At 69.5% G+C, this 23,934-nt stretch carries 22 protein-coding genes, 2 tRNA genes, 1 pseudogene and 1 riboswitch; of the genes and pseudogenes, 17 read left to right on the top strand and 8 right to left on the bottom strand.

Annotation, left to right across the window (positions count from 1 at the left end; all coding sequences use genetic code 11):
- The 6 genes and pseudogenes from POF73_RS40725 to POF73_RS40700 form a co-directional block, all read left to right on the top strand.
- A pseudogene (locus tag POF73_RS40725) lies at positions 1-297 on the top strand (DEAD/DEAH box helicase); the annotation flags it as partial.
- Positions 298-457: 160 nt separating this feature from the next.
- Entirely contained in the window at positions 458-2,044 is a 1,587-nt protein-coding gene (locus POF73_RS40720) for an amino acid permease (RefSeq protein WP_272124447.1), read from the top strand.
- Between the two features lie 129 nt (positions 2,045-2,173).
- Positions 2,174-2,246 (top strand) — tRNA-Lys (locus POF73_RS40715).
- Positions 2,247-2,903: 657 nt separating this feature from the next.
- A complete protein-coding gene (locus POF73_RS40710; RefSeq protein ID WP_272124446.1) occupies positions 2,904-3,272 on the top strand; it encodes an STAS domain-containing protein in 369 nt (122 codons plus the stop codon).
- Between the two features lie 161 nt (positions 3,273-3,433).
- The gene (locus POF73_RS40705) at positions 3,434-4,075 is read left to right on the top strand and encodes an ANTAR domain-containing protein (RefSeq protein WP_272124445.1); all 642 of its coding nucleotides are present in this window, start codon (positions 3,434-3,436) and stop codon (positions 4,073-4,075) included.
- Positions 4,072-4,839, top strand: coding sequence for a GAF and ANTAR domain-containing protein (locus POF73_RS40700; protein WP_272124444.1), 768 nt, complete (start codon positions 4,072-4,074; stop codon positions 4,837-4,839). The genes POF73_RS40705 and POF73_RS40700 overlap by 4 nt, the downstream gene beginning before the upstream one ends.
- A gap of 6 nt (positions 4,840-4,845) precedes the next feature.
- Here POF73_RS40700 and POF73_RS40695 read toward each other — a convergent pair whose 3' ends face one another.
- Complete coding sequence (locus tag POF73_RS40695) at positions 4,846-4,974, bottom strand: hypothetical protein (RefSeq protein ID WP_272124449.1); 129 nt, start codon at positions 4,972-4,974, stop codon at positions 4,846-4,848.
- A 59-nt stretch (positions 4,975-5,033) separates the two neighbouring features.
- On the opposite strand from POF73_RS40695, the gene POF73_RS40690 reads away from it, so the two are divergent.
- Positions 5,034-5,285 carry a hypothetical protein gene (locus POF73_RS40690; protein ID WP_272124443.1) on the top strand — a complete coding sequence of 84 codons (252 nt, stop codon included), beginning with the start codon at positions 5,034-5,036 and terminating at the stop codon, positions 5,283-5,285.
- Positions 5,286-5,508: 223 nt separating this feature from the next.
- Here POF73_RS40690 and POF73_RS40685 read toward each other — a convergent pair whose 3' ends face one another.
- Complete coding sequence (locus POF73_RS40685) at positions 5,509-5,940, bottom strand: DUF5994 family protein (RefSeq protein WP_272124442.1); 432 nt, start codon at positions 5,938-5,940, stop codon at positions 5,509-5,511.
- A gap of 284 nt (positions 5,941-6,224) precedes the next feature.
- Between POF73_RS40685 and POF73_RS40680 the strand changes: the two genes are divergently transcribed.
- On the top strand, positions 6,225-6,572 hold the full coding sequence (locus POF73_RS40680; RefSeq protein ID WP_272124441.1) for a hypothetical protein: 348 nt from the start codon (positions 6,225-6,227) through the stop codon (positions 6,570-6,572).
- A gap of 377 nt (positions 6,573-6,949) precedes the next feature.
- Here the strand turns inward: POF73_RS40680 and POF73_RS40675 are convergent, their stop codons facing one another.
- The 3 genes from POF73_RS40675 to POF73_RS40665 form a co-directional block, all read right to left on the bottom strand.
- Positions 6,950-7,546: a hypothetical protein gene (locus POF73_RS40675; RefSeq protein WP_272124440.1), complete on the bottom strand. Its 597-nt coding sequence runs from the start codon at positions 7,544-7,546 to the stop codon at positions 6,950-6,952.
- A 31-nt stretch (positions 7,547-7,577) separates the two neighbouring features.
- A complete protein-coding gene (locus POF73_RS40670) occupies positions 7,578-8,168 on the bottom strand; it encodes a hypothetical protein (protein WP_272124439.1) in 591 nt (196 codons plus the stop codon).
- Between the two features lie 253 nt (positions 8,169-8,421).
- Positions 8,422-9,072, bottom strand: a complete 651-nt coding sequence (locus tag POF73_RS40665) for a TetR/AcrR family transcriptional regulator (protein ID WP_272124438.1) — start codon at positions 9,070-9,072, stop codon at positions 8,422-8,424.
- 111 nt (positions 9,073-9,183) lie between these two features.
- Here POF73_RS40665 and POF73_RS40660 point away from each other — a divergent pair, with 111 nt between their 5' ends.
- Positions 9,184-10,245, top strand: coding sequence for an oxygenase MpaB family protein (locus POF73_RS40660; protein ID WP_272124437.1), 1,062 nt, complete (start codon positions 9,184-9,186; stop codon positions 10,243-10,245).
- Between the two features lie 230 nt (positions 10,246-10,475).
- Complete coding sequence (locus tag POF73_RS40655; RefSeq protein WP_272124436.1) at positions 10,476-10,958, top strand: hypothetical protein; 483 nt, start codon at positions 10,476-10,478, stop codon at positions 10,956-10,958.
- Positions 10,959-11,237: 279 nt separating this feature from the next.
- Here the strand turns inward: POF73_RS40655 and POF73_RS40650 are convergent, their stop codons facing one another.
- Entirely contained in the window at positions 11,238-12,455 is a 1,218-nt protein-coding gene (locus POF73_RS40650) for a serine/threonine-protein kinase (protein ID WP_272124435.1), read from the bottom strand.
- A gap of 387 nt (positions 12,456-12,842) precedes the next feature.
- Here POF73_RS40650 and POF73_RS40645 point away from each other — a divergent pair, with 387 nt between their 5' ends.
- Both POF73_RS40645 and POF73_RS40640 read left to right on the top strand, forming a co-directional pair.
- Positions 12,843-13,637 carry an MBL fold metallo-hydrolase gene (locus tag POF73_RS40645; RefSeq protein ID WP_272124434.1) on the top strand — a complete coding sequence of 265 codons (795 nt, stop codon included), beginning with the start codon at positions 12,843-12,845 and terminating at the stop codon, positions 13,635-13,637.
- A 337-nt stretch (positions 13,638-13,974) separates the two neighbouring features.
- Positions 13,975-17,256 carry a S8 family serine peptidase gene (locus POF73_RS40640; protein ID WP_272124433.1) on the top strand — a complete coding sequence of 1,094 codons (3,282 nt, stop codon included), beginning with the start codon at positions 13,975-13,977 and terminating at the stop codon, positions 17,254-17,256.
- A 75-nt stretch (positions 17,257-17,331) separates the two neighbouring features.
- On the opposite strand, the gene POF73_RS40635 is transcribed toward POF73_RS40640, so the two are convergent.
- Complete coding sequence (locus POF73_RS40635; RefSeq protein ID WP_272124432.1) at positions 17,332-17,976, bottom strand: GTP cyclohydrolase II; 645 nt, start codon at positions 17,974-17,976, stop codon at positions 17,332-17,334.
- 131 nt (positions 17,977-18,107) lie between these two features.
- Positions 18,108-18,623 carry a MarR family winged helix-turn-helix transcriptional regulator gene (locus POF73_RS40630; RefSeq protein WP_272124431.1) on the bottom strand — a complete coding sequence of 172 codons (516 nt, stop codon included), beginning with the start codon at positions 18,621-18,623 and terminating at the stop codon, positions 18,108-18,110.
- 102 nt (positions 18,624-18,725) lie between these two features.
- On the opposite strand from POF73_RS40630, the gene POF73_RS40625 reads away from it, so the two are divergent.
- The 5 genes from POF73_RS40625 to POF73_RS40605 all read left to right on the top strand — a co-directional run bounded on the left by POF73_RS40625 (position 18,726) and on the right by POF73_RS40605 (position 23,907).
- Positions 18,726-19,859: a dihydrofolate reductase family protein gene (locus POF73_RS40625; RefSeq protein ID WP_272124430.1), complete on the top strand. Its 1,134-nt coding sequence runs from the start codon at positions 18,726-18,728 to the stop codon at positions 19,857-19,859.
- Positions 19,860-19,961: 102 nt separating this feature from the next.
- Positions 19,962-20,035: transfer RNA gene (locus tag POF73_RS40620), tRNA-Met, on the top strand.
- A gap of 85 nt (positions 20,036-20,120) precedes the next feature.
- On the top strand, positions 20,121-21,299 hold the full coding sequence (locus POF73_RS40615) for a PP2C family protein-serine/threonine phosphatase (RefSeq protein WP_443049728.1): 1,179 nt from the start codon (positions 20,121-20,123) through the stop codon (positions 21,297-21,299).
- Positions 21,300-21,552: 253 nt separating this feature from the next.
- Positions 21,553-21,710: riboswitch (cyclic di-AMP (ydaO/yuaA leader) on the top strand.
- A gap of 11 nt (positions 21,711-21,721) precedes the next feature.
- Positions 21,722-22,744 (top strand): M23 family metallopeptidase, encoded by a 1,023-nt coding sequence (locus POF73_RS40610; RefSeq protein WP_272124428.1) that lies wholly within the window; start codon positions 21,722-21,724, stop codon positions 22,742-22,744.
- Between the two features lie 218 nt (positions 22,745-22,962).
- The gene (locus POF73_RS40605; RefSeq protein WP_272124427.1) at positions 22,963-23,907 is read left to right on the top strand and encodes an aldo/keto reductase; all 945 of its coding nucleotides are present in this window, start codon (positions 22,963-22,965) and stop codon (positions 23,905-23,907) included.
- The last annotated feature ends 27 nt before the right edge of the window (positions 23,908-23,934 follow it).

Below are 23,934 nucleotides of genomic sequence, written 5' to 3'. Positions count from 1 at the left end.
GACCGCGGTGGGCGTTCCTTCGACCGTGACCGTGGCGGCCGTACCTTCGAGCGCCGGGACAACGACCGTGGCGGCTTCCGCCGTGACGACCGTCCGGCCGGCCGTTCCTTCGAGCGTCGTGACGAGCGCGGCGGTCACCGTGGCAGCGACCGTCCCTTCAACCGCGACCGTCGTGACGACCGTCCCGGTTTCCGCACCGGTGGGCACGAGCGGCCCTACGGCCGTCGGGACGACCACCGTGGTGGCGGCTCCTTCGGGCGCCGTGAGGACAAGCCGCGCTGGAAGCGCAACGGCTGACACTGAGTGAGCGGAGAGCGCCGTGGCCCTGTCGGGGTCACGGCGCTTTTTCGTACCCGGGGCGCGGGTGAAGATCGGGCGCGGGCGGCAGGGCTGCAAGGGCATTTTTTGGCCAAGCTGTGACGCATGTCACGTCCCTGGTAGGGGAATCGCTGGGGACATGACAGATGACGCCATAGCGAGTGGGCTGTCGAACGGAACGCTCCCGGACGGAAATCTCTCGGACGAGGAGCGGCTGGCCCAGCTCGGCTACACGCAGGTTCTCGCCCGCCGTATGTCGGCGTTCTCCAACTACGCGGTCTCCTTCACGATCATCTCGGTCCTGTCGGGCTGCCTGACCCTCTATCTGTTCGGCATGAACACGGGCGGCCCGGCGGTGATCACCTGGGGCTGGGTGGCCGTAGGTCTGATGACCCTGTTCGTGGGTCTGTCGATGGCCGAGATCTGCTCGGCGTACCCGACGTCCGCCGGCCTGTACTTCTGGGCGCACCGGCTCGCGCCACCGCGTACGGCCGCCGCGTGGGCGTGGTTCACGGGCTGGTTCAACGTGCTGGGCCAGGTGGCGGTGACGGCGGGCATCGACTTCGGGGCCGCGTCGTTCCTGGGCGCGTATCTGAACCTGCAGTTCGGCTTCGAGGTGACGCCGGGTCGGACGATCCTGCTCTTCGCGGGCATCCTGCTGCTCCACGGCCTCCTCAACACCTTCGGCGTACGGATCGTGGCCCTGCTCAACAGCATCAGCGTGTGGTGGCACGTGCTGGGCGTCGCGCTGATCGTCGGCGCGCTGGCCTTCGTGCCGGACCGGCACCAGTCCGCGTCCTTCGTGTTCGGCGAGTTCGTGAACAACACGGGCTGGGGCAGCGGGGTCTACGTCGTCCTGCTGGGGCTGCTGATGGCCCAGTACACCTTCACCGGCTACGACGCCTCGGCGCACATGACGGAGGAGACGCACGACGCGTCGACAGCGGGCCCGAAGGGCATCGTGCGGTCGATCTGGACGTCATGGATCGCCGGATTCGTGCTCCTCCTCGGCTTCACCTTCGCGATCCAGTCGTACGAGGGTGCCCGCACCTCCCCGACGGGCGCGCCGCCGGCCCAGATCCTGCTCGACGCGCTGGGCGCGACGGCGGGCAAGCTGCTGCTGCTGGTCGTCATCGGGGCGCAGCTGTTCTGCGGGATGGCGTCGGTGACGGCCAACAGCCGTATGATCTACGCCTTTTCGCGCGACGGCGCCCTGCCCTTCTCCCACATCTGGCACACGGTCAGTCCGCGCACCCGCACACCGGTCGCGGCGGTGTGGCTGGCGGCCGGCGGGGCGCTGTTGCTCGGCCTGCCGTACCTGATCAACGTCGCGGCGTACGCGGCGGTGACCTCGATCGCCGTGATCGGCCTCTACATCGCGTACGTCATCCCGACGCTGCTGCGGCTGCGCAAGGGCGACGCGTTCCATCGGGGCCCGTGGCATCTGGGGCGCTGGTCGGGGCTGGTGGGGGTGGTGGCCGTGGTGTGGGTCGGTGCGATCACGGTGCTGTTCATGCTGCCTCAGGTGTCGCCGGTGACCTGGGAGACGTTCAACTACGCGCCGGTCGCGGTCCTGGTCGTCCTGGGGTTCGCGGCGGTCTGGTGGGTGGCTTCGGCTCGGCACTGGTTCCTCAACGCGGAGCATGAGCGCACGATCGCCCGGCAGGCGGGCAGGGCCGACAGGGCCGCCGGGAAGGCGGGGGCGGTCGAGGCGGTGGATCCGTAGCGGTTCGGCGCGCGGGGGCTCATTCCGCCCCGGTTCGCCCCTCTCCGCCACCGCCGACGTGGCCGTGACCCGGATACCCGATCGGAGACGCGGCCACGTCCGGCTATGCTCGGGGTGGCAACATCGCCTGGGCCCTTAGCTCAATTGGCAGAGCAGTGGACTTTTAATCCATTGGTTGTGGGTTCGAGTCCCACAGGGCCTACGGGTGGTAGGCGGGGGATATGCCCTCTGACCTGCTACGCGGCGTCCGGGTCGGCTTCGGTCGGCTCGGGCGCCGCTTCGTTTTCGGGGCCTGTGCGTGCGCGGCTGGCCCAAGACTCCGCCCTTCGGCTGACGAAGGGACACATGCCGCGGCTCAGCTGAGTGGTGGAAGTGCCCGCCAGGGGGTCAACGCCGGGCGTCCACCGCCTCCCCGCCGAACAGAACCGAGCCCGCCGGGCCGACGTCCAACTGCAGCCGCTCACCACAGGCCGGGCAGGACCGGGCAGCCATCCGGCCGTCACCATCGGCAACTTCACCAGACCAGACAGCCGTACGGCAGCACGACACCCATCGCCTCACCGATGTGCAGCAGGGAGGTGGACGGGGGTGCTTTCGTCTCCATGGCACTGCGTCGGAACCGTCTCCGCTCATGCCCCTTGTTGCTGAACTCATCGCCTCGGAACCCGTCCGGAAGTGCCTGGAAACTGTCGCTTCCGGTCATCTCCAGGGGCGTCAGGGAAGGACGTCCGGCCGTGCCGCCACAGCAGTAGGCTGGTCATACGGTCGCCCGTGACCCCGGCCCTCTCCGTGAAGTCCCGTTCCGCGCAACAGAGGCACTGCGCACGGCGGAAGCCAACCGACTGAGGAGATGGGACGCATGAGTCCGCATCCCGACGTGTTCGACGAGTGCCGCGTGGTCCGGGCGGGCGGTGAGCTGGACGTGACCACGGCGCCGGCCTTCGCGCGTGATCTGGAGGACGCTCGCCACGGCAGCGGCCGGCGGTTCCTGATCGTCGACCTGAGAGGCGTGACGTTCATGGACGGCAGCGTCCTGGAGCCGCTGTGCTCGGCCTGGCGCGACTGCCGGGGGCGGGGTGGATGGGTCCGAGTGATCCATACCCGGCCGGGAGCGATGCTCGTGTTCCGGGCCGGCGGTCTGCTGGAGCGGTTCCCCCGGTACGCGAGTGCCCAGGACGCCTGGCAGGGCATAACCGCGGACCGTGTGGTGACGCACCGGGGCACGTAATGTCCGGCGCAGGCCAGGCTGCGCCGCGCCCCGGAGCGCCCCGGCTGTCGAGGAACGGGTAACGGTGATCAGCGACGGCATGGCCGACCTCCTGCGGACACTGCGTCGCGGCGAGATCGGCGACCCGGCGCGGGCGTGCACGCGGGTGCTGGGCGCCCACGGTGTCGCTGCTGCTGCTGGACGGCGGCCGGATGACCGAACCGCTGTGGTGCCATCCGGAGCTGAGTGCTCGGTTCGAGGAACTCCAGCTCACGCTCGGTGAGGGGCCGGGACCGGACGCCGTCCGCACCGGAACACCTGTCGTGGAGCCGGCCCTGGACCGGGTGCGCCCCGAGCGGTGGCCCGCGCTGCTGCCGGCCGCGCGCGAGCTGGGTGTCCACGGTGTGTGCTGCTTCCCGCCGGGTATCGGCGCCATCCGGGTCGGCGTCCTGACCGTGCTGAGCGACGGAAACCGACGGCTGAGCGAGCAGCAGTACGCGGACGCCACCGCCCTGACGGCCGCATTGACCGGCGCCTTCCTGAACGGGGCGGCGCCCCGCGAGAGCCGCAACGGGGAAGTGCCCGGGTTCGGCGTGTTCCCGGAGTGGCCGTCGGGGCTGCATCGCGCGGCCGTGCATCAGGCCACGGGGATGGTCAGTGTCCAACTGGGCGTGTCCATGGAGGTCGCCCTCCTGCGTCTGCGGGCCCACGCCTACGCCAGCGGTCGCCGTCTCGGCGAGGTGGCGCAGGACGTGGTGGCCCGCAGGATCCGATTCGACGACGATGTGAGCGGGCCGTATTCGCCCGATGGTGGAAAGGGATGATCGGCATGGCCCGCGAACGACGTCTGGCGGAGATCTTCGTGGAGGTCGCCGACTCCCTCGTCGAGGACTTCGACGTCATCGATCTGCTGCAGCGGCTGTCCGCGCGCTGCGTCGAACTGCTCGACGTGTCGGCGGCCGGGATCCTGCTCGCGGACGCGCACGGGGAACTGCAGATCATCGCCGCCTCGGACGAACACACCCGGCTGCTGGAGCTGTTCGCGCTCCAGCACGACCAGGGCCCGTGCGTGGAGTGCTACCGCACCGGTGCCGCGCGGACCAACATCGACCTGACGCGCCCGGAGACGACCGTGGGCTGGCCGCACTTCGCCGTACGGGCGCGTGAGACGGGGTACGTGAGCACGCACGCCATCCCGCTGCGCCTGCGCAGTCGCGTCGTCGGCGCGCTCAACCTCTTCCAGACCACACCCCTGCGTCTCGGCGACGACGACATCGCGCTCGCCCAGGCGCTCGCCGACGTGGCGACCATCACGATCCTCCAGCAGCGCACCTTGGAGCAGTCGCATGTCGAGAACAGCCAGCTGGAGACCGCGCTGACCAGCCGTGTCCTGATCGAGCAGGTCAAGGGCGTGCTGGCGGAGCGCTGGAACACCTCCGTCGACGACGCCTTCGCCGCGTTCCGGGCGTACGCCCGCACCCGTCACCTGCGCCTGGCGGACCTCGCCACCCGGATCATCTCGGGCGGCTTCGACACCACGGACATCTCCGCACCGGCGCCGGGCCTGCCCGACGACCGCCGCGACTGACCCCTGTCACGTCCCGCTACGGGTGTCGACGAGGATTTGCGCGGCCTGCGTGACGTTGTCGGCGCGGACCGCTTCGGCCATGGCCGCGCGCGCGGTGTCGGGCCGCGGATCGTCCGCGAGGGCTGTGGGACGCACCGGCGTAGAGTGAGAGAACCGGCCCGTCTTCCAGCAGGACATCGAACTCCGAGGTCGCCATGCAGCCCATGGAAGCACCCTCGGACGGCTACGCCGAGGTCCGTATCGTCGCCGCCTCGCCGGAGGCCGCCCGGCGGGTCGCGGAGGCTCTCCGACGCTGCTTCGCCGCCAGCGAGCAGCGCAGCTACCCCGCGGGCGCCGACGGGGGAACGCGCCTCGACCTCACCGTGGACACCGCCCGCCCGGCAGAACCGGCCCGGTCGTGGCTGGAGACCAGCCGCTCCGGGGAGAACGCCCGGCGGCGGGAGTGAGCCGGGGTCCGGAGACGGGTCTTGCATGATGTCCGCGACCATCTCTCATGCTCCGCCGCGGGCCATCCTCCGCAGGGCCCGACCGCACGCCTCGTCGGCGTGCGCAGGCCCGAAGAGCGGAAAGGACGCGAGCGGGGGGTGCCCTCTCGTCACACGGCCCGAACCAGCGGCGCGCCGTGGGGATGTGATCGCTGTGGCCACCGCCCTGCTGATCCTGATCGCGTCACACGTGACCGTCGGCCGCGGTCGCCATGAGCGGTTCCGCGGCCTCCTCGGTCGTGTCCGGGGGCACGACCACGAGATCCCAGCGCCCCTGGCCGGGGGTGAGCAGGACGACGGTCTGCGGGGCGGATGCCGTGAGGTTCCTGCGCAGTCGTACGACCTGGTTGGCGATGAGCATCCGGCCGGGGCCGGCGGACCAAGTCGCCCCGTTGACCGTGACGCTGGTGATGTGGCCCCACGCGCGCGGCAACCCGGCAAGCAGCCGGGGAAGTTCGGCGAGCAGGTCGTACGAACGGGGCCACCACGCTCCGTCGATGGGTCTCGGCAGGTCACCGCGGGGCGCCAGGCGCAGGCGCAGGAGGGGATGAGAGGGGTTCGGACTGAGCGGTACGTGGCTCCTCGGCCTGGATGCGGATGGCGCGGCCGGGGTCACGGGCTGCCCCTGACGACGGGTGGCGTGCGGTTGAAGGAATGTGGTCTGGTGGACCCACCGGAGCACGAGGACCGGAACACGAGAGGGCGCTCCTGAGCCGGCCTGAGTTCCGGCATACGAAAAGTTTCTCGTCTGCTCCACCGCACTCCCGCCTTTGTAACAAACCGCGGCCCGTCGCAGGCGGCATCGCGCTGACACAGGCCGGCGCCGGATGGTGACGGTGGCACGGCTCAGGGATGTGCCGCCGCGGACATCCGGCACGACGCACAGGAAAGCGGCACTCGATGATGTACGACCAGACACGCGCTCAACAGCCCGCGGACCAGCCCCGCGACGACACGGGACGCCATGCCCCCGGCTCGGCACCGCTGATTCCGTCGGAGGCACGAGACAAGATCGCCAGGCGCCTCGGGCGGGCTGTCAACACGTTCCCCGACGCTCCGCGTGAGTCGCTGGAGGAAGCCGAAGGCGCCTTCGACGACGTCACCGCCCAACTCATGGACGTCCTCGCCGAACGGCGGCGTACCCTCCACGCGGGCTGGCAGGACCAGGACTCCGAAACGCGGGCCGCCGAACTCCACCTGGCCCTGAGGCAGTACCGAGAGATCACCCAACGCCTGCTCCGCCTCTGAACGACGACGTCGACAGGGCTGTTCAGTCGACCTTCCTGCGTGAGCGATGCGTGAGCGGACGATGTGGCAGCGACCGTGAGGGACCGGATCGGATCGAAGGTCCTGCCCAACCTGCCCCAGTCCGACAGGGCCTACAGAATCGCCCCCGGCTCAGAGGCACTTCGAGCTGGGGGTGAGTCCATTTTGGGGCGATGATGCGCTACTCGTGGACGGGCGGCCGGAGTTGACCAGCGTTGTTGCGCTGGTCGCGCTGGTCGCGCTGGGTACCCACGCCGGACGAGGTGCTGACTGCTCACTTCGCGAGTGCGTATTCCGTTCCCCTGGCTCTATGGGAACGGGCCCCGTCACCATGTCGGAGACGGAGCCCGTTCGTCCCGTCAGGAGGAGGCGACCGCAGAGAGGATCTTCTTTCTGTTCGCTTCCTCGCTCACGACGATTGAGAGTGACTTGTCGTCGTTGGCGCGGGATACGGAGAGTGAGCCTTTGTGCTTTATCTCCTGGTCGGCCTTGGACGGCGAGTAGTTGACGACGAGAGCTTGTCGGCTGCACGAGAGTTCTACCCATGCAGGGGTGTCACCTGAGCCGTGTCCGGATGCCGTCATATAGGGTCCGAATGGTAGGCGCGAACTTCCTTCGCCGTCATTCTTCGGCCAAGCGGTGAGGAGCTGCAATGAGGGCTTCTGTCTCGCGTCCGCAGGGAAGGCGACAAGCCCGCACTTTCTCCCCTCCGTGTACAAGATGACCCTCTCGCTGCCCGCGTCGACCTCACCGATCACTCTTCGCCTGGGTTCGTGAGGAGTGACATCCAGTTCGGAGAAAGGGTCACCGGTCACGTCAACCGTGGGGAGCTTTAGCAGTTCGGCTTTTTCCGGCGGACTGGACGGGCTTTCGGCCGCGGTGTCCGGTGTGGTGCAAGCAGAACAGACGAGTCCCAACGTGACGCCGGCGATGAGGCATCGAATCATCCGCGCCATCGGCGCTCTCCCCTACAGTCAGGGTCTCTGTCTACTCGGCCCACTGGTTGAAGCACACGCCGACCGGCTTCATCGCCCAGCTGGAACCCAGGTTCTTGCTACCACTGTAAACGTTGAAGTTGTACATGTCGTAGAGGGGGTATGCCTCGATGTACCCGAACTTCCCCTTGGGTACTTCATAGCGAGTCTGGTCCTCGACACCGAATGTGCCAGTCACCTTGAACCCGAGCTTTCCGGAGACGACTTGGGCGTCTACCGAGACTTCGGTGCTCATTTCGGCGGAGACGGACTTCGAAACGGTCATCACAAGGGTCGTCTTGCCCGCACCGCTTGTCTTCTGGAGCTTGGTGGTGCCGCAGACCTCGCTCGGGCCGTTGATGTTCTTGAGTGTGATGCCTGCACGTGTCGAGGCGGAGGCGTCGGAGGGGGCGGGGGCCGACGCAGCGGAAGTGGTTCGCTTCACGATGGTGTTCGGGCCCGGCTTGACGAACCCGTCAGGAACGGAAGTCGAAACGCTCGTGGTTTCCTGCGTCGAAACCTGTGCGGCAGCAGCAGTCCCGGCCCCGGTCATGGGCAGGATCGCGGCACTTGCGAGCACGGCAATCTTTGATATGCGGTTCATGTTTCCCCGTCTCGTCTTCACCCGGCGGTCGGTCGGGTGGTTGCTGGCGCAAAGTTAGACGGCGTCGACATTTGAAGTCAATGAATGGTTGTACGGCTTGAGCATTATTTGAGGTAACTGCCGGTGGGCGGTAGTGCTTTACATGCTTTGAGTTGAATACCCCCATTTATTCTTCGTATTCGGAACATTGGGATGCCTGGTCGGGCGACGAGAATTGACGGCGCATCAGGTAACGGGCAGGGCTGGCTTGCCGTCAGCGCGACGGTGGCCAGATGGTGCTGAGGATCAGCTGTACCTGGTCGATCAGGTGGGGCGGGTCGAATCGGGCGGGATCGGTGAGTGCGGTGCGGCCGAAGTGTTCGGCGCAGGCGACGAGGGCGTGGGCGAGGACCTGGGGGTCGAGTGCCGGGCCGGCTCGGTCGGCCAGGGTGTGGGAGAGCCATTGCTCGACCCGGCGCCGGAACCGTTCTCGGTCCGCCTCGATGCGGTCGTGGACGACCGTGGGCATGTTGCCCGGGGGTAGAAGGATCAGCCGCCATGTGTCGGGGTCCTCGCGGAGCATCGCGGACATCCGGCGCACCGCCTCGGAGGCGAACGCGGCGGGGTCGCGCGGGTCCTGCGCGCCGGGGATTGTCTCCAGCAGCCGTCCGAAGGCGCGTGCCTGCTCCCGGTCGAGCAGTGCGGTCAGCAGGGCGTCGAGGTTCTCGTAGGCGCCGTAGACCACCGACCGGGCGACACCGGCCTTCTTCGCGACGGCATCGATGGAGACCCGGTCGTAGCCGTCGCTCACGATCACGGCGAGGGCCGCGTCGAGCAGCTGTTCGCGGCGCTGCTCGATCGGGACGCGCGGGGCGTAGGGGCGGCGCTTGCGGGGCTTGTCTTCCGAAGATGTGGGCGCAGACACCTTGGCAGTTTACGACACCCGTGTCTTAATTTAAGACAGCAGTGTCGTAATCGAGAGTCCAAGATCGAAGACCGAGGCGGTCTACGCCGCGGACGGATGAGGAGCGGTTCCATGGCGAAGTCGAAGTGGAGCGAGGTCGAACCGCACGAGGACTACGGCTTCTTCGGCCCGGGTTCGGTGGTGTGGAAGGTCTGGAGCTATCCGACCGCGCCGACGGTGGGTTTCCAGCGGGCCGTGGTGGTGGAGGAACTCGACCCGCCGCTGGTGGCCGCCGTCCACGCGACCCAGGGCATCTACCGGCGCTCCCGCACCCGCTACGACCGGACCCTGCGGTACTTCGCGATGGTGGCCTTCGCCGGTTCGCGGGAGGTGTGCAAGGCCGCGGACGTCCTGGTCAAGGTCCATTCCAAGGCGATCGGCCACCTGCCCTACGGCGGCGGGACCTACGACGCCAACGACCCCGCCTCGCAGCTGTGGATCCAGCTGACCGGCTGGCACTCGATCCTCTACGCGTACGAGAAGTACGGACCCGGGAAGCTCACCGCGCAGGAGGAGAAGGAGTACTGGGAGGCGTGCGCTCTCGCCGCGGAACTGCAGACGTGCTCCCCCGACGACGTCCCCCGCAGCCGCGAAGGCGTCCGGGCCTACTTCGAACAGATGCGCCCGCGGCTGTCCGCCAGCCCCATCGCCCGGCAGGCCATGAACCACCTGCTCAGGAGCGAGCTCGTACTGCCGCCGACGCCGCGTTGGGCGAAGCCGGCGAGCCTGGCCGTCGCGAAGGCGCAGCGGATCGCCACAGTCGCCACCATGCCGCGCTGGATGCGTGAGCTGGCCGGCATCCGGCAGTCCCGTCTCCTCGACCTGCTCATCGTGCCCGTGATGAAGACGGCCTTCGCGCTCGCCCACCTCAGCCCCAAGGCCGAACTGCGCCTGATAGGACGGCTCTCGCCCTCCACGGTTCCGGTGATCGCGCCGATGAAGCTCGGCATCCCTCCCCGCACGGAGGAAGTGCTGACGCCCGCGGAAGCCCGCGCCCGCCACGGCTACGCCAAGCCCGCCGAGGCCCACCTCGAATTCCGGGCCCGGCAGGCCGCCCGCGTCTTCGACGACGGCGAGGCGCCCAGCGAGCAGGGGCTCATCGAGTCCCAGGAGGTCCTGGGGCCGCTCTCGTAGCCTCGGCGAGATGCCCGGTCTGTGAATTACGTGAGATTCACCCGATTTCATAGGCTTGACCTAAGTAAGAAATCGTCAATGACTTACCTTCGTCGGTGTAATTCGCTATTGCGTACGTGTGTCCTCGCTGGTAGCGTCACCCTTGTAATGATCAAGCAATTGCCTGACCAGTGATTGCTGAATGTAGGGGGAATGACTTCGTGAGTATGCGAAGCAAGGTAATTTCTGCCGTGACCGCCACCGCCATAACCGGCACGATGTGCGGAATTGGCGTGAACGCCGCCTATGCGGCTTCGCCGGAAGGCGAGAAGACCGTCGCGGTCGAGCAGGCGGCAACTGCGGGGCAGGCCCGCATCGGCGCCAATGAGATCTGCACAGTCCTGGGGATCGGCAGTGGCGCGGCCGGCCTTACCAAGGCGCTGGCCAAGGGAGCGTCCTGGGTGGGCATCGGCGCCAGCGTCGGGTGCTACCTGTACTCGAAGGCGCAGGAAGCCACGCCTGCGCAAAAGCGGGCCGCCATGATCGCTTCGTACAAGAAGTACCAGGCGATGAGCGATATCAAGAAGCTCGACGCACTCGGTTATTACTGCCGGAAGAAGGACAGTGGTGGCGGTGGTGGTGGCACTGATGTCGCCCCCCGTAACACGAGGATCGGCTGGACGGATATCAAAATGAAGGGCGTAACCTACACATGCACAGCAACCGGGGACTGACCGGTCGCCGCGGCTGGAGCTACGGGGAGCGATTCGCGGTCGCCGTAGCGCTGGTCGTAGTGAGCCTGCTATGGCTCACGCAAAACACGGACCTGTGGGCAATCGTCCTGTGCTGGGTTGGTGTAGTTGGGGGAGTGCTGGGAATGCTCTACTCCGGATGGCACTACATTCGCGCACGCAAGGATTCGCGCTGAATTCTCGGCGGAGGATGCGCGTAGTGGGGGTGTTTCCGGGAATACCGGAGGCACCCCCAACTGGCGTGCCGCGCCGGGTTGGTGATCATTCGTGGGCTTGGTGTCCGTTGCCCTTGCCGTGTTCCCGCTGAACGGACAGCGGGCTCGGGGTCCCGGCTTCGGGCGCCGGGGTGTCCGTTGTGGAGGCGGGGGACGAAGAGGGCGTCGGGGTGTCCTCGTCGGAGCCGGAGGCCAGGGACGTGCCGAGGGCTGCCACTGCGGCGAACAGGGCCAGGCCGGTGCCGGAGGAGATGGCCTTGGAGGCCAGGCTGCGGTGGCCTCGCGGGCGGGAGTGGGCCGCGCGGCGGGACTTGCGGGGGCGCGGGTCGGCGGGCCGAGGGGTGAGCGGGGCGGGTGCGGAGCTGGTGCCGTCCTGCCCGGGCGAGGGCGAGGGCGAGGTCGGAGTCGAGCGCGCGGTCGGGGCCGGGGCCGTGGGCGGGTGCGGCGTCCGGTGGTACTCGGTGAGCCAGGCGGCCGTCTCTTCCGCGGTGGGGCGGTGGGACGGGTCCTTGGACAGGAGGCGCAGCACGTAGTCGGAGAGAGGCTGCGGTATCCCGGGGCGGAGCCGGACGGGTGGGAGCGGGGTGTCGTCGACGTGCTGCCGCACCACGGCCAGTGAGGTGGCACCGTTGAACGGGGGCCGGCCGGTGAGCAGTTCGTGCAGGACGCAGCCGAGGGAGTAGACGTCGGAGGCGGGTTGCGCCGGACGGCCGAGGGCGCGTTCGGGGGCCAGGTAGTCGGCGGTGCCGACGATCTTGCCGGTGACCGTCAGCCCGCTGGCGATGTCGGCGAAGCGCGCGATCCCGAAGTCGGCGATCTTCGCCGTGCGGTCGGCCGTCAGGATCACGTTCGCCGGCTTCACGTCCCGATGGACCACTCCCTGCTGGTGCGCCGCGGCCAGACCGGCGGCCGCCTGGGCGGCGATGGCCGCGGCGTCTCGCGGGAGCAGGGCGCCGTAACGGGACCGTTCCTGGGCGAGGGTCCAGCCGTCGACGAGTTCCATGACCAGGTACAGCCGGTCGCCGTCGGAGCCGAAGTCGTACATGCCCACGACGTTGGGGTGGTTGAGCCGACCCGCGGTCTCTGCCTCCAGCCGGAAACGGTCCGCGTCCGCGGGCCCCTCGGCGTGCAGCAGCTTGACCGCCACGGGGCGCCCGAGGAACTGGTCGGCCGCCCGCCACACCTCGCCCATCGCACCGCGGCCCAGGCACTCAAGCAACTGATAACGGTCCGCCAGCAGCCCTTGCACGCCCACCTCGATCACGACGACGTTCGTACTTCCTCGGCCCAGGCCGTCAGCGAGACATGCCCTGACCGCCCGACCACCTGAATGCCTGACCACCTGAAATCCCTGACTCGCCGGCAGGTCCGGCAGGCACAGGGGGCGAGCGGGCACCACGGGGGCCCTGGTTCCTGGTCCACCCTCTACAGCGCAGGGAGGTTCGGGGGTGTCACGGCTGGAACGGGATGTTTGCGAGAACCGCACGCTCGTGGAGGCGCGCGCCTGCCACGCCGACGACGTGCTCACAGTCGGCGCACATGCCGAGCGGGAGGCACGGGCTCATTCTCACGGTATTGATTGCGTCTATCCGTGAGAAGCGGCTAGCCTTCACCTCACGGATAGAAGCCCTATCAACCGTGAGGTCTGACGATGGTCGCCACCACCAGCACCACCACCGAGCAGGTCCCCGTGCCCGTCCCCGTCCGTGTCTTCGGCGGTCCCACCGCTCTCATCGAGTACGGCGGGCTGCGGCTGCTCACCGACCCCACCTTCGACGCCCCCGGCGAGTACCCGCTGGGCGGCGGCCGAGGTCTGACCAAGACCGCGGCCGCCTCCGCCTCGCCCGCCGAACTCGGCCGTATCGACGTGGTGTTGCTCTCGCACGACGAGCACCCCGACAACCTCGACGTCTCCGGCCGGGCCCTGCTGGCCGACGTGCCGCTCACCCTCACGACGCCGAGTGGTGCGGGGCGTCTGGGCGGTACGGCCCGGGGGCTGCGGGACTGGGAGTCCGTGGAGGTGGAGCGGCCCGGCGGGGGTGTGATCACCGTGACCGGGGTGCCCGCGCTGCACGGGCCGGGGGAGCGGGAGGGGCTCGAAGCGGTGGTGGGACAGGTCGTCGGGTTCGTGCTGACCGGCGACGGTCTGCCCACGGTGTACGTCAGCGGCGACAACGCCCAGCTCGGCCCGGTCCAGGAGATCGCCGGGCGGTTCGGGCCGGTCGACACGGCCGTGCTCTTCGCCGGGGCCGCCCGTACCGCCGTCCTCGACCGGCAGCTGCTCACCCTCGACAGCGCGCGTGCCGCGGAGGCCGCCCGGATACTCGGGGCCCGGCAGATCGTTCCCGTCCACTTCGACAGCTGGGCCCACTTCACCGAGGGGCGGGAGGAGCTGACGGCCGCGTTCACCACGGCGGGGCTGATCGACCGGGTTCAGCTGGGCTGACGGGCCTGGGGGAGGGTCGCCCAGGATCACCCCGGGGGTCGCCCGTGGGGTCGTCCTGAGGTCGCTGCGGGGTCGCCCTGGGGTCGCTGCGGGGTCGCCGCGGGGTCACCCTCCCCTCACAGCAATGTCACAGCCTGCCCCACTAAGTCCCCGCTGACGCATGGCGACTATGCGCCACTCCCCAATCTCCCCACCCCGAACTATCAACTGAAATCGGTCCCTTGAGGAAAGCTTGGCGATCATCCGGGATCACATTCCGGACCGCGGCGGTCGAAGGTGCTCGACCCGGCCGCCGATGCCCAAGTTCGCCTACGTTCCTTCAGCACCAGGGATCACCATGCCCCCCACCCCCCACCCGGCCCAGATACCCGGCGCGAAACGCGCCGCCCGTATCGCCGTGGCCGCAGGCCTCGTCGCCGCGCTCTCCGCGGCCGGCCCCATACCCCTCGCCCTCGCCGCGGACGGCCCGACCGGCGCCACGGCCGACCGGGGCGTCAAGTCCGCCCACGACAAGCTCGGTTCCGATGACGCCGACCTCCTCGCGGAGGCCAAGGCGCAGCGCGACAAGACCGTCACGATGATGATCGCCACGGCTCCCGGCCAGACCGAGAAGGTCGCCGCGGAGCTGGACGCGGTCAAGGGCGGCTCCGTCGGCCGTACCTACGACAGGCTCGGCTACGTACGGGCCACCGTGCCGACCGGCAAGGCGGACTCGGCCATCGCCGCCGCCGCGAAGCTGTCCTCCGTGCAGGCCATCGACCTGCGGGACGAGATACCCCTCGAAGAGCCGCGCCTCGACAGCGGCGGCAAGTCGAGCGCCTCCGCGGCCACTTACCCCGGCCCGGACAAGAACACCCCCGCGAAGAACCCGTACAACCCGTCCTTCGAGACGGGCGCCGTCGACTTCGTGAAGAAGAACCCGAAGGCGGACGGGCGTGGAGTGACCATCGGTGTTCTCGACACCGGCGTCGACCTCGCGAGCCCCGCCCTCCAGAAGACGACGACCGGTGAGCGCAAGATCGTCGACTGGGTGACCGCCACCGACCCGATCGCGGACGGCGACGGCACCTGGCAGCCGATGACCACCTCCGTCTCCGGGCCGTCCTTCACCTACGGCGACAAGAGCTGGAAGGCGGCGGAGGGTTCGTACCGGATCAGCACCTTCCGTGAGGCCGTCACCAACCAGGGCGAGGCCAAGGACGGCGACGCCGACGGCGATGTGAACCGCGACGGCGACAAGACCGACGACTGGGGCGTCCTGTACGACCCGGCCGCCGGCACGGTCACCGTCGACGTCAACGACAACGGCGACTTCACCGACGACGCCCCGATGAAGCCGTACAAGAACGGCTACCAGGTCGGGCACTTCGGCACGGACGACCCGGCAACCGACATCCCGGAGAGCCAGGACTTCGTCGTGGAGATCCGCAAGGACGTCCCGATGGACCCGCTGGGCGGCGACTGGGTCGGCAAGAAGTCCGACTTCGTCAACATCGGCCTCACCGCGGGCTCGCACGGCAGCCACGTGGCCGGCATCACCGCCGCCAACGGCATGCTCGGCAGCAAGCACATGAACGGCGCCGCCCCCGGCGCGAAGATCGTGTCGTCCCGCGCCTGCATCTTCGGTCCCGGCTGCTCCAACGTCGCGCTCACCGAGGGCATGATCGACCTGGTCGCCAACCGCGGTGTCGACGTCGTCAACATGTCCATCGGCGGTCTGCCCCCGCTGAACGACGGCAACAACGCCCGCGCCGAGCTCTACACCCGGCTCATCGACACCTACGGCGTCCAGCTCGTCATCTCCGCCGGCAACTCCGGCCCGGGCGCCAACACCATCGGTGACCCCGGCCTCGCCGACAAGGTCGTCTCGGTCGGCGCGGGCGTCTCCAAGGAGACCTTCGCCGCCAACTACGGCACCGGTGTGCGGGGCGAGTACCAGCTGTTCAACTTCTCCTCGCGCGGCCCGCGTGAGGACGGCGGCTTCACCCCGACCATCGTCGCCCCCGGCTCCGCGGTCAGCACCATCCCGGCCTGGATGCCCGGCGCGCCGATCGCCGAGGCGGGCTGGAAGCTGCCCGCCGGGTACGCCATGTACAACGGCACCTCGATGGCGTCCCCGCAGGCCGCGGGCGCGTCCGCGCTGCTGCTGAGCGCCGCGAAGCAGCAGAACATCAAGCTGACGCCCGAGAAGCTGCGCACCGCGCTGACCTCGACGGCCAAGCACATCGAGGGACTTCAGGCGTACGAGGAGGGCCCGGGCCGCATCGACGTCGTCGACGCCTGGAAGGCCGTCAAGGCGGGCGCCACCGCCCACACCTACGCCGTCAAGGCACCGGTCGACACCGCGCTCGACCAGGCGCTGAAGACGCCGGGCTTCGGCACGGGTCTCTACGACCGCGAGGGCGGCCTGAAGGCCGGACAGAAGAAGTCGTACGACGTCACGATCACCCGTACGTCCGGTCCGGCCGGCTCGCTCCCGCACACCCTGCGCCTGGCGAACAACAAGGCCCGCACCTTCTCGATCACCGGCTCGAAGGTGGTCGACCTGCCGCTGAACAAGCCGGTGACGGTCAAGGTCCAGGCGGCTCCCAGGAACGCGGGCATCAAGAGCGCGATCCTGCAGGCCGACGACCCGCGGACGGTGGGCGTCGACCAGCAGATCCTGACGACGGTCGTGGTCTCCACGCCGGTCAAGCACACCTTCACCGCGTCCGGCTCGGTGGAGCGCAACGCCTTCAAGTCGTACTTCGTCACCGTCCCCGAGGGCGCCAAGTCCCTCCAGGTCACGCTCGGCGGCCTGAAGGAGGGCAGCCAGACGAAGTTCAGCGCCATCAGCCCGTACGGCGTCACGGCCGCCGACAACGACCCGAAGACGACGGACATCGCCTCCTACACGGACCCGCTGCCCGGCGTCTGGGAGATCGAGGTCGACTCGCGCCGTACGTCGCCCCTGCTGGACAACCCGTACAAGCTGAACGCCACCGTCTACGGCGCGTCCTTCGACCCGGAGGCCGTGACCGTGCCGGAGGCCAAGGTGGGCACGCCGGTCGCCGCCTCCTGGACGGTGACCAACAAGCTGGAGGCCGTCGAGGGCAACATCAAGGGCGGCGCGCTCGGCTCCTCCAAGACCGCGCGGCCGACCATCGCCGCCGGTGAGACGCAGACCAGCAAGATCGAGGTGCCCGAGGGCACGACCTCGCTGGACGTCGCCATCGGCAACGTCTCCGACCTGGGCTCCGACCTCGACCTGAACGTGTACGACGCCGCGGGCAAGCTCGTCGGCCAGTCCGCGGACGGCGACGCCGAGGAGTCCGTCTCCGTCGCCGACCCGGCCGCCGGTACGTACACCGTGGAGGTCGTCGGCTTCGAGGCGCCGTCCGGCAAGACCGCGTACGACTACCGGGACGCCTTCTTCTCCTCCGCGCTCGGCTCGGTCAAGGTCGACGAGTCGGCGCCGGTGAAGCTCGGCACGGGCGACTCGGCGAAGGTCGCGGCGGACGTCACCGTGGCACGGTCCGTGCCCGAGGGCCGGCAGCTCTTCGGTGAGGTACGGCTGGTCAACACGCGCGGGACGACCGCGGGTGTGGGCGGGGTGACGATCCAGAAGGTCACGCCGTAGCCGTATGACGCACGGCCGAGGGGCGGGTGTCCGATCCGGACGCCCGCCCCTTCGTTCTGCCGTGCCGTTGCCGGCTCATCCCACGCCGAGCTCCGCGAGGTCGCCCAGCGGCAGGGTGTGCTGGGTCTGGAGGACCTTGGCGCGCAGGTAGCGGACGTTGTCGGGGGTGGCGAAGACGCCGGTCGGCACCCGGTCGCGGACCTCGATGCCGAGGCCGCGCAACTGGTCGGCCTTGTCGGGGTTGTTGGACAGCAGGTCCAGTTCACCGATGCCGAGGGCGGTGAGCATCTGGGCGGCGGCCGTGTAGTCGCGGTCGTCCTCGGGCAGGCCCAGGGCGGCGTTCGCGGCGTAGGTGTCGAGGCCCTGGTCCTGGAGGGCGTACGCGTCGAGCTTGTTGTAGAGGCCGATGCCGCGGCCTTCCTGGCGCAGGTACAGCAGGACGCCGCCGCGCTCGGCGATGCGCTCGACGGCCTCGCGCAGCTGGGGGCCGCAGTCGCAGCGGGCCGAGCCGAAGACGTCGCCGGTCAGGCACTCGGAGTGCAGACGGACCAGCGGGGTGGTGCCGGGGGCCGGGTCGCCGAGGACGACGGCCACATGCTCCAGGCCGTCGGCGAGGCCGTGGAAGGTGACCAGTTCGGCGTCGACGCGGTAACCGTCCTGGAAGCGCAGCGGGACCCGGACACGGGCGCGCTGGGTGGCGGCGGCGGTGAAGTCGGGCATGCGGCATCTCCGGGTTCCGTACGTGGCGACCTGCTTCAGATTTGAAGCAGCTCCTCGGATCAGGACCCTACCCCATGCTTTAAATTTGAAGCAACAATTTTGTCGTGCACGTCACAGGCCGGACTCCCGCGTCACGAACAGGACTTGCCGGACCGTCGCCGCCAGGGCACGTCATCCGCGGTGGGATGCGCGCTGCCCCCCTGGAACCCCTCGCCGACCGCCGTGAAGATCTCCTCCAGTTGCCCGACCTGCTCCGGGGACAGCCGGTCGAAGAGCAGTGACCGTACGGTCTCCACGTGCCCCGGGGCCGCGCGCTCCAGGACCCGCATCCCTTCCTCGGTGATCGTCGCGATGCTGCCCCGCTTGTCCCAGCGGCAGTCCTCGCGCCGCACCAGCCCGTCCTTCTCCAGTCGCGTCACGGCGTATGTCAGCCGGCTACGGGTGATCTTCAGCCCTTCCGCGAGGTCGGTCATCCGCAGTCGGCGCTCCGGAGACTCGGACAGGGTGGCGAGGATGGAGTAATACAGGTGGGGCATGCCGGCCTCCTGCTGGAGCTGCCGGTCCAGCGCGTCCTCCACGAGTGCGGCGGCGGCGATGTACGCGCGCCAGGCGCGCTGCTCCTCGGGGGTGAGCCAGCGAGTCGTCATGCCACCAGTGTAAGTTTGTTTCAAACTTGAACCAAGCCCGCGAGTTCCCTGACCGTTCCGACCGCCCTGACCACCGAGAATGCCGAGCCGGAGAGCGCGCCGATGCCGTCGTACCCCTACGTCCTGCTGTCCGCCGCCGTCTCCCTGGACGGCTACCTCGACGACACCACCTCCGAGCGGCTGCTCCTGTCCAGCCCGGCCGACTTCGACCGGGTCGACGAGGTACGGGCCTCCGTGGACGCGATCCTCATCGGCGCCGGCACCATCCGGGCCGACAACCCGCGGCTGCTGGTGAACTCGGCCGAGCGGCGGGCGGCGCGGGTGGCCGCCGGCAGGCCGGAGTACCCGCTGAAGGTCACGGTCAGCGCGTCCGGCGAACTGGATCCGGCGGCCAACTTCTGGCACACGGGCGGCGAGAAGATCGTCTATACGACGGAGAAGGGCGCGGAGCGGCTGCGGCGGACGCCGGTCGCGGCCGACGTGGTCGCGCTGGGCGCGGAGCTGGACTGGCGGGCCCTGCTGCGGCACCTGCGCGAGGTGCGCGGGGTGGACCGGCTGATGGTCGAGGGCGGCGGCACCATCCACACGCAGCTGCTCCAGCAGGGGCTGGCGGACGAGCTGCAGCTGGTGCTGGCGCCGCTGTTCGTGGGGGACGCGCAGGCGCCGAAGCTGTTCGGGCCCGGCGGATACCAGGGCGGGCGACTGCGGCTGGTCGAGACGCGGCGGATCGAGGACGTGGTGCTGATGCGCTACGAGCCGACGGCACCCGGTGTCGGTGGCCTCTCCTCCGCGGCGGACCGGCACTGGCTGGGGCTGGCGTGCGAGCTGGCCGCACAGTGCCCGCCGTCGCAGACGGCATTCAGCGTCGGGGCGGTGGTGGTCGCCGCTGACGGGACCGAGCTGGCGCGCGGGCACTCCCGGGAGGGCGGCGACCCCGTGGTCCACGCGGAGGAGGCCGCGCTCGCCAAGATCGCGCCGGGCGATCCGAGGCTGGCCTCCGCGACGGTGTACAGCAGCCTGGAGCCGTGCACGCGCCGCGCGTCGCGGCCCGCGCCGTGTGCCCGGCTGATCCTGGAGGCGGGGGTGCGCCGGGTGGTCACGGCCTGGCGGGAGCCGGACACGTTCGTGGCGGGGGCCGACGGGAGCGGGGTACTGGCGGGGGAGGGCGTGCAGGTGCTGGTTCTGACGGAGTACGAGGAGCGGGCCATGGCGCCCAACGGACACCTGCTGTCCTGACGCGACCGGGCCCGCAGGCTGCCCGAAATACGCTGGCCAGAGGCGGGCCGGGGAAACCGATGTGCTTCGCACTCCGCGGATGGCGTACTATGGACTCATCGACGCGGGGTGGAGCAGCTCGGTAGCTCGCTGGGCTCATAACCCAGAGGTCGCAGGTTCAAATCCTGTCCCCGCTACTGAAGGCTCAGGGCCGGAACTGATTCAGTTCCGGCCCTGAGTGTTTCCACGGCCCTGAGTGTTTCCAGGTGCTGAGCGTTTCCATTGCTCTGCACGTTCCGCTCCGGCCTTGACGATCAGTCGTCCGGTCGGCCCCCAGCACTCGCTCCCCGCCCCCGCTTCCGCAACCCTGGTGACGTGGAGGAACGGCGGATCTCATACGCACGCCGGTTCGTCCGGCTGCTCCCCGCCCTGCTGATCGCGGCCGGAGCCGTCTACGACTTCGCCACGCCCACCGCCTTCACCGGCGCCCCCTTCTACACCGCCGCACCCCTGGTCGCCGCCCCCCTCTACTCCCGGCGCGGCACGGTGGCCACGGGGGTCGTGGCCGTCGCCGTCCTGCTCGCCCTCCGCGTCAGGCGGGGGGACCTCCCCCGGGCCGAGACGATCACCGAGCTGGTCACCGTGGTGGTCGTCTCCGTCCTCGCCGTCCTCATCAACCTCCTCGTCCGCCGCAGCGACGAGCGCCTCGCCTCCGTGCGCGAGATCGCCGAGGCCGCCCAGCGCGCCGTACTGCCCGAACCCGCCGAGCGGATCGGCGGTTTCCAGATCGCGGCACGCTACGAGGCGGCGCAGGAGGGCGCCTCCATCGGCGGTGATCTGTACGCCGTGCAGGACAGTCCGCACGGTGTGCGGGTCATTGTCGGAGACGTGCGGGGCAAGGGGATGGGGGCGGTCGGCGCCGTCGCCGTCGTCATCGGGGCCTTCCGGGAGGCCGCCGAGCAGGAGGTCACGCTGGAGGCGGTCGCCCAGCGCCTGGAGCGGGCCCTGGCGCGCGAGCGCACCCGGCACGACGGCGTCGACGCCCGCGAGGGCTTCACCACCGTCGTCCTCACCGAACTGCCGCACGGCGACAGCGTCGTCCGCACCGTCAACCGGGGGCACCCCCCACCGCTCCTCCTCTACGCCGACGGCACCGTGCGCTCGCTGCACGCCACCGAGCCCGCACTGCCGCTCGGCATGGCGGAGCTCGGCGCCTGGCCCGACCGGGCCGAGGAGGCCGACTTCCCGAGCGGGGCCACGCTGCTCCTGCACACCGACGGCCTCTCCGAGGCACGGGACGAGAACGGGCGGTTCTACGATCCCGAGGTCGGCCTCGCGGGCCGGGCCAACGCCGAGCGCGAGCCGGCCGCACTGCTCGACGTGCTCTCGGCCGAGGTGCGCCGGCACTCCGGGGGCGGGATGGCGGACGACATGGCCCTCATCGCCGTACGCCGCCCTTGACCGTCGTGACAGTGCCTTGATCGTTGTCACCGGACGTGTTCGGGCGACCCCCCTCCGCATAACAACTGACATACCGTCAATACCTGTGTGGTCCCTGAGCCCTGGCCAACTCGCCCGTTTTGGCCCGCTCCTGACCCGTAAGTCCAGGCGAAAATCGTTAATGATCAAGCAGAACAGCTTGGAATCCGCACCCCGGGTCTATTAACGTTCGATAACGCAGCGCGGTCGTCCCAGCCGTCACAAGAGACGGCTCCGTGCGCACGCGCCGAGTCCCGCAAGGGAGCCGGGGAACCACCACCCTGGGGTGAATCGCGTGAATACCGCCGTTAAATCACGGTTGGTATACGCGCGTAGGAGACCTTCCTGCTCCGAACCCGTCAGCTAACCCGGTAGGCGAGAAGGAAGGAAAGGAGCACGCCCACGTGGCGTCCAACAGGCCTGCTACGCAAGCCCCGTTCGTGCCGGGTCAACGCAGTAACGACACCTTCGGCTACGACCGCTACCGCACCGACGAGGGCCCGTTCGAGGAGTGGAACCCCACCGCGGAGTCCATTCGTCCCGTTCGTGGCAGGCACCGCGTCTCCAAGCAGCGGGGCGGGGGACTCGCCCGCAGCTCCACGGTTCTCGGCGTCGGTGTCATAGCCGCCGTCGGCGCGGGCGGCATGGCCAGCGCGCAGAGCGGCAAGCCGCCCGTCGCCATCACCATGCCCGACCTGCCCCTGATCTCCGACGACGACTCCGCCGCCGAGGCCACCACGACCGCGCTGAGCACCATGGGCGAGGCGACCGAGGAGACCTCCCAGGGCTCCGGTGACGCCGGCGAGGCCCTGCGGGCCCGGATCATCGCCCAGGTCGAGCAGCAGCAGGACCAGATCGACAGCAAGGCCGCCGCCGAAGCCGTCGCCGCCGCCGAGAAGGAGGCCGCCGCCGCGGCCGCCAAGGCGGAGAAGGAGGCCGAGGAGAAGGCCGCCGCCGCCAAGGCCAAGGCCGAGGAGGAAGCCCGCAAGAAGGCCGAGGCCGAGCGCCTCGCCGAGCTGGCCAAGCAGTACACGCTGCCGACCTCCTCGTACACCATCACCTCGACCTTCGGTCAGGCCGGTGCCTACTGGTCCTCCGGCTACCACACCGGCCTCGACTTCGCCGCGCCCACCGGGACGCTGATCAAGGCGATCCACTCCGGCACGGTCACCTTCGCCGGCTGGGACGGCTCCTACGGCTACAAGACCGAGATCACCCTCGACGACGGCACCGAGCTCTGGTTCGCGCACCAGTCCTCGATCAGCGTCAGCGTGGGCCAGAAGGTCAACACGGGCGACGTCATCGGCCGTGTGGGCGCCACCGGCAATGTGACCGGCGCCCACCTGCACCTTGAGGTGCACCCCGACGGCAGCACCAGCGGCATCGACCCGATGGCGTGGCTGCGCGGCAAGGGCCTCACGCCCTGAGGTCCCCCCACGGCTGATCCCCGGCAGTCCTGACGACAACCCCCCGACGTCAGGGCTGCCGGTTTCCGTTGCATTCCGATGCATTCCGAGGCCTGCGGAACACAGGTGCCTGCGGAACACAGGTGCCTGCGGAACACAGGGGCATGCGGAATACAGCTGCATGGGGAACACGGGTGCATGTGGAATACAGGCTTCCGGCGCGGGTGTTGGGGAAGGACATGACTTCCCTTCGCAAGCTCGGCTCCTCCGCCCTTGAGGTCTCCCCGCTCTCGCTCGGCGGCAACGTCTTCGGCTGGACCGCGGACGAGGCCCAGTCCTTCGCCGTGCTCGACGCCTACACGGCGGCGGGCGGCAACTTCATCGACACCGCCGACTCCTACTCGGCGTGGGCCGAGGGCAATACGGGCGGCGAGTCCGAGACCATCATCGGCAACTGGCTGAAGGCACGCGGCAACCGGGACGACGTCGTGATCGCCACGAAGGTCAGCCAGCACCCCGACTTCCCGGGCCTGACCGCGGCCAACATCAAGGCCGCCGCGGACGCCTCCCTGACCCGCCTCGGCACCGACCGCATCGACCTCTACTACACCCACTTCGACAAGCCGGACGTGCCGGTCGAGGAGATCATCGGCGCGCTGGACGAGCTGGTGAAGGCGGGCAAGGTGCGGCACATCGCCGCGTCCAACATCTCGGCGAAGCGCCTGGAGGCCTCCCTCGCCTTCTCCGACCGCGAGGGCCTCGCCCGGTACGTCGCCCTGCAGCCGCACTACAACCTGGTCTCCCGCGACACCTACGAGGGCGAACTCCAGGACCTCGCCGAGCGCGAAGGCCTCTCGGCGGTCCCGTACTACGCCCTCGCGTCCGGCTTCCTCACCGGAAAGTACCGCGCCGGTACGACGGTGGGCAGCCCGCGTGCCCAGGGCGCCGGCAAGCATCTGGAGACCGAGCGGGGCCGCGGGGTGCTGGCCGCCCTGGACGAGATCGCGCAGGCCCACGAGGTGCCGGTGGCCACGGTGGCCCTGTCCTGGCTCGCCTCCCGGCCGACGGTCGCCGCCCCGATCGCCTCGGCCCGCACGCTCGACCAGCTGCCGGCGCTGCTGGGGGTGGGGGAGCTGACGCTGACGGAGGAAGAGCTGGGGAGGCTGACGGAGGCATCGGCCTGAAACTCACTTCCGGCCGACGGCTGCTCT

Source organism: Streptomyces sp. HD, from assembly GCF_028369295.1.
GTDB lineage: Bacteria > Actinomycetota > Actinomycetes > Streptomycetales > Streptomycetaceae > Streptomyces.
Note: the sequence above shows the minus strand (reverse complement) of the source record. Positions and strands in the feature narration are given on the sequence as shown.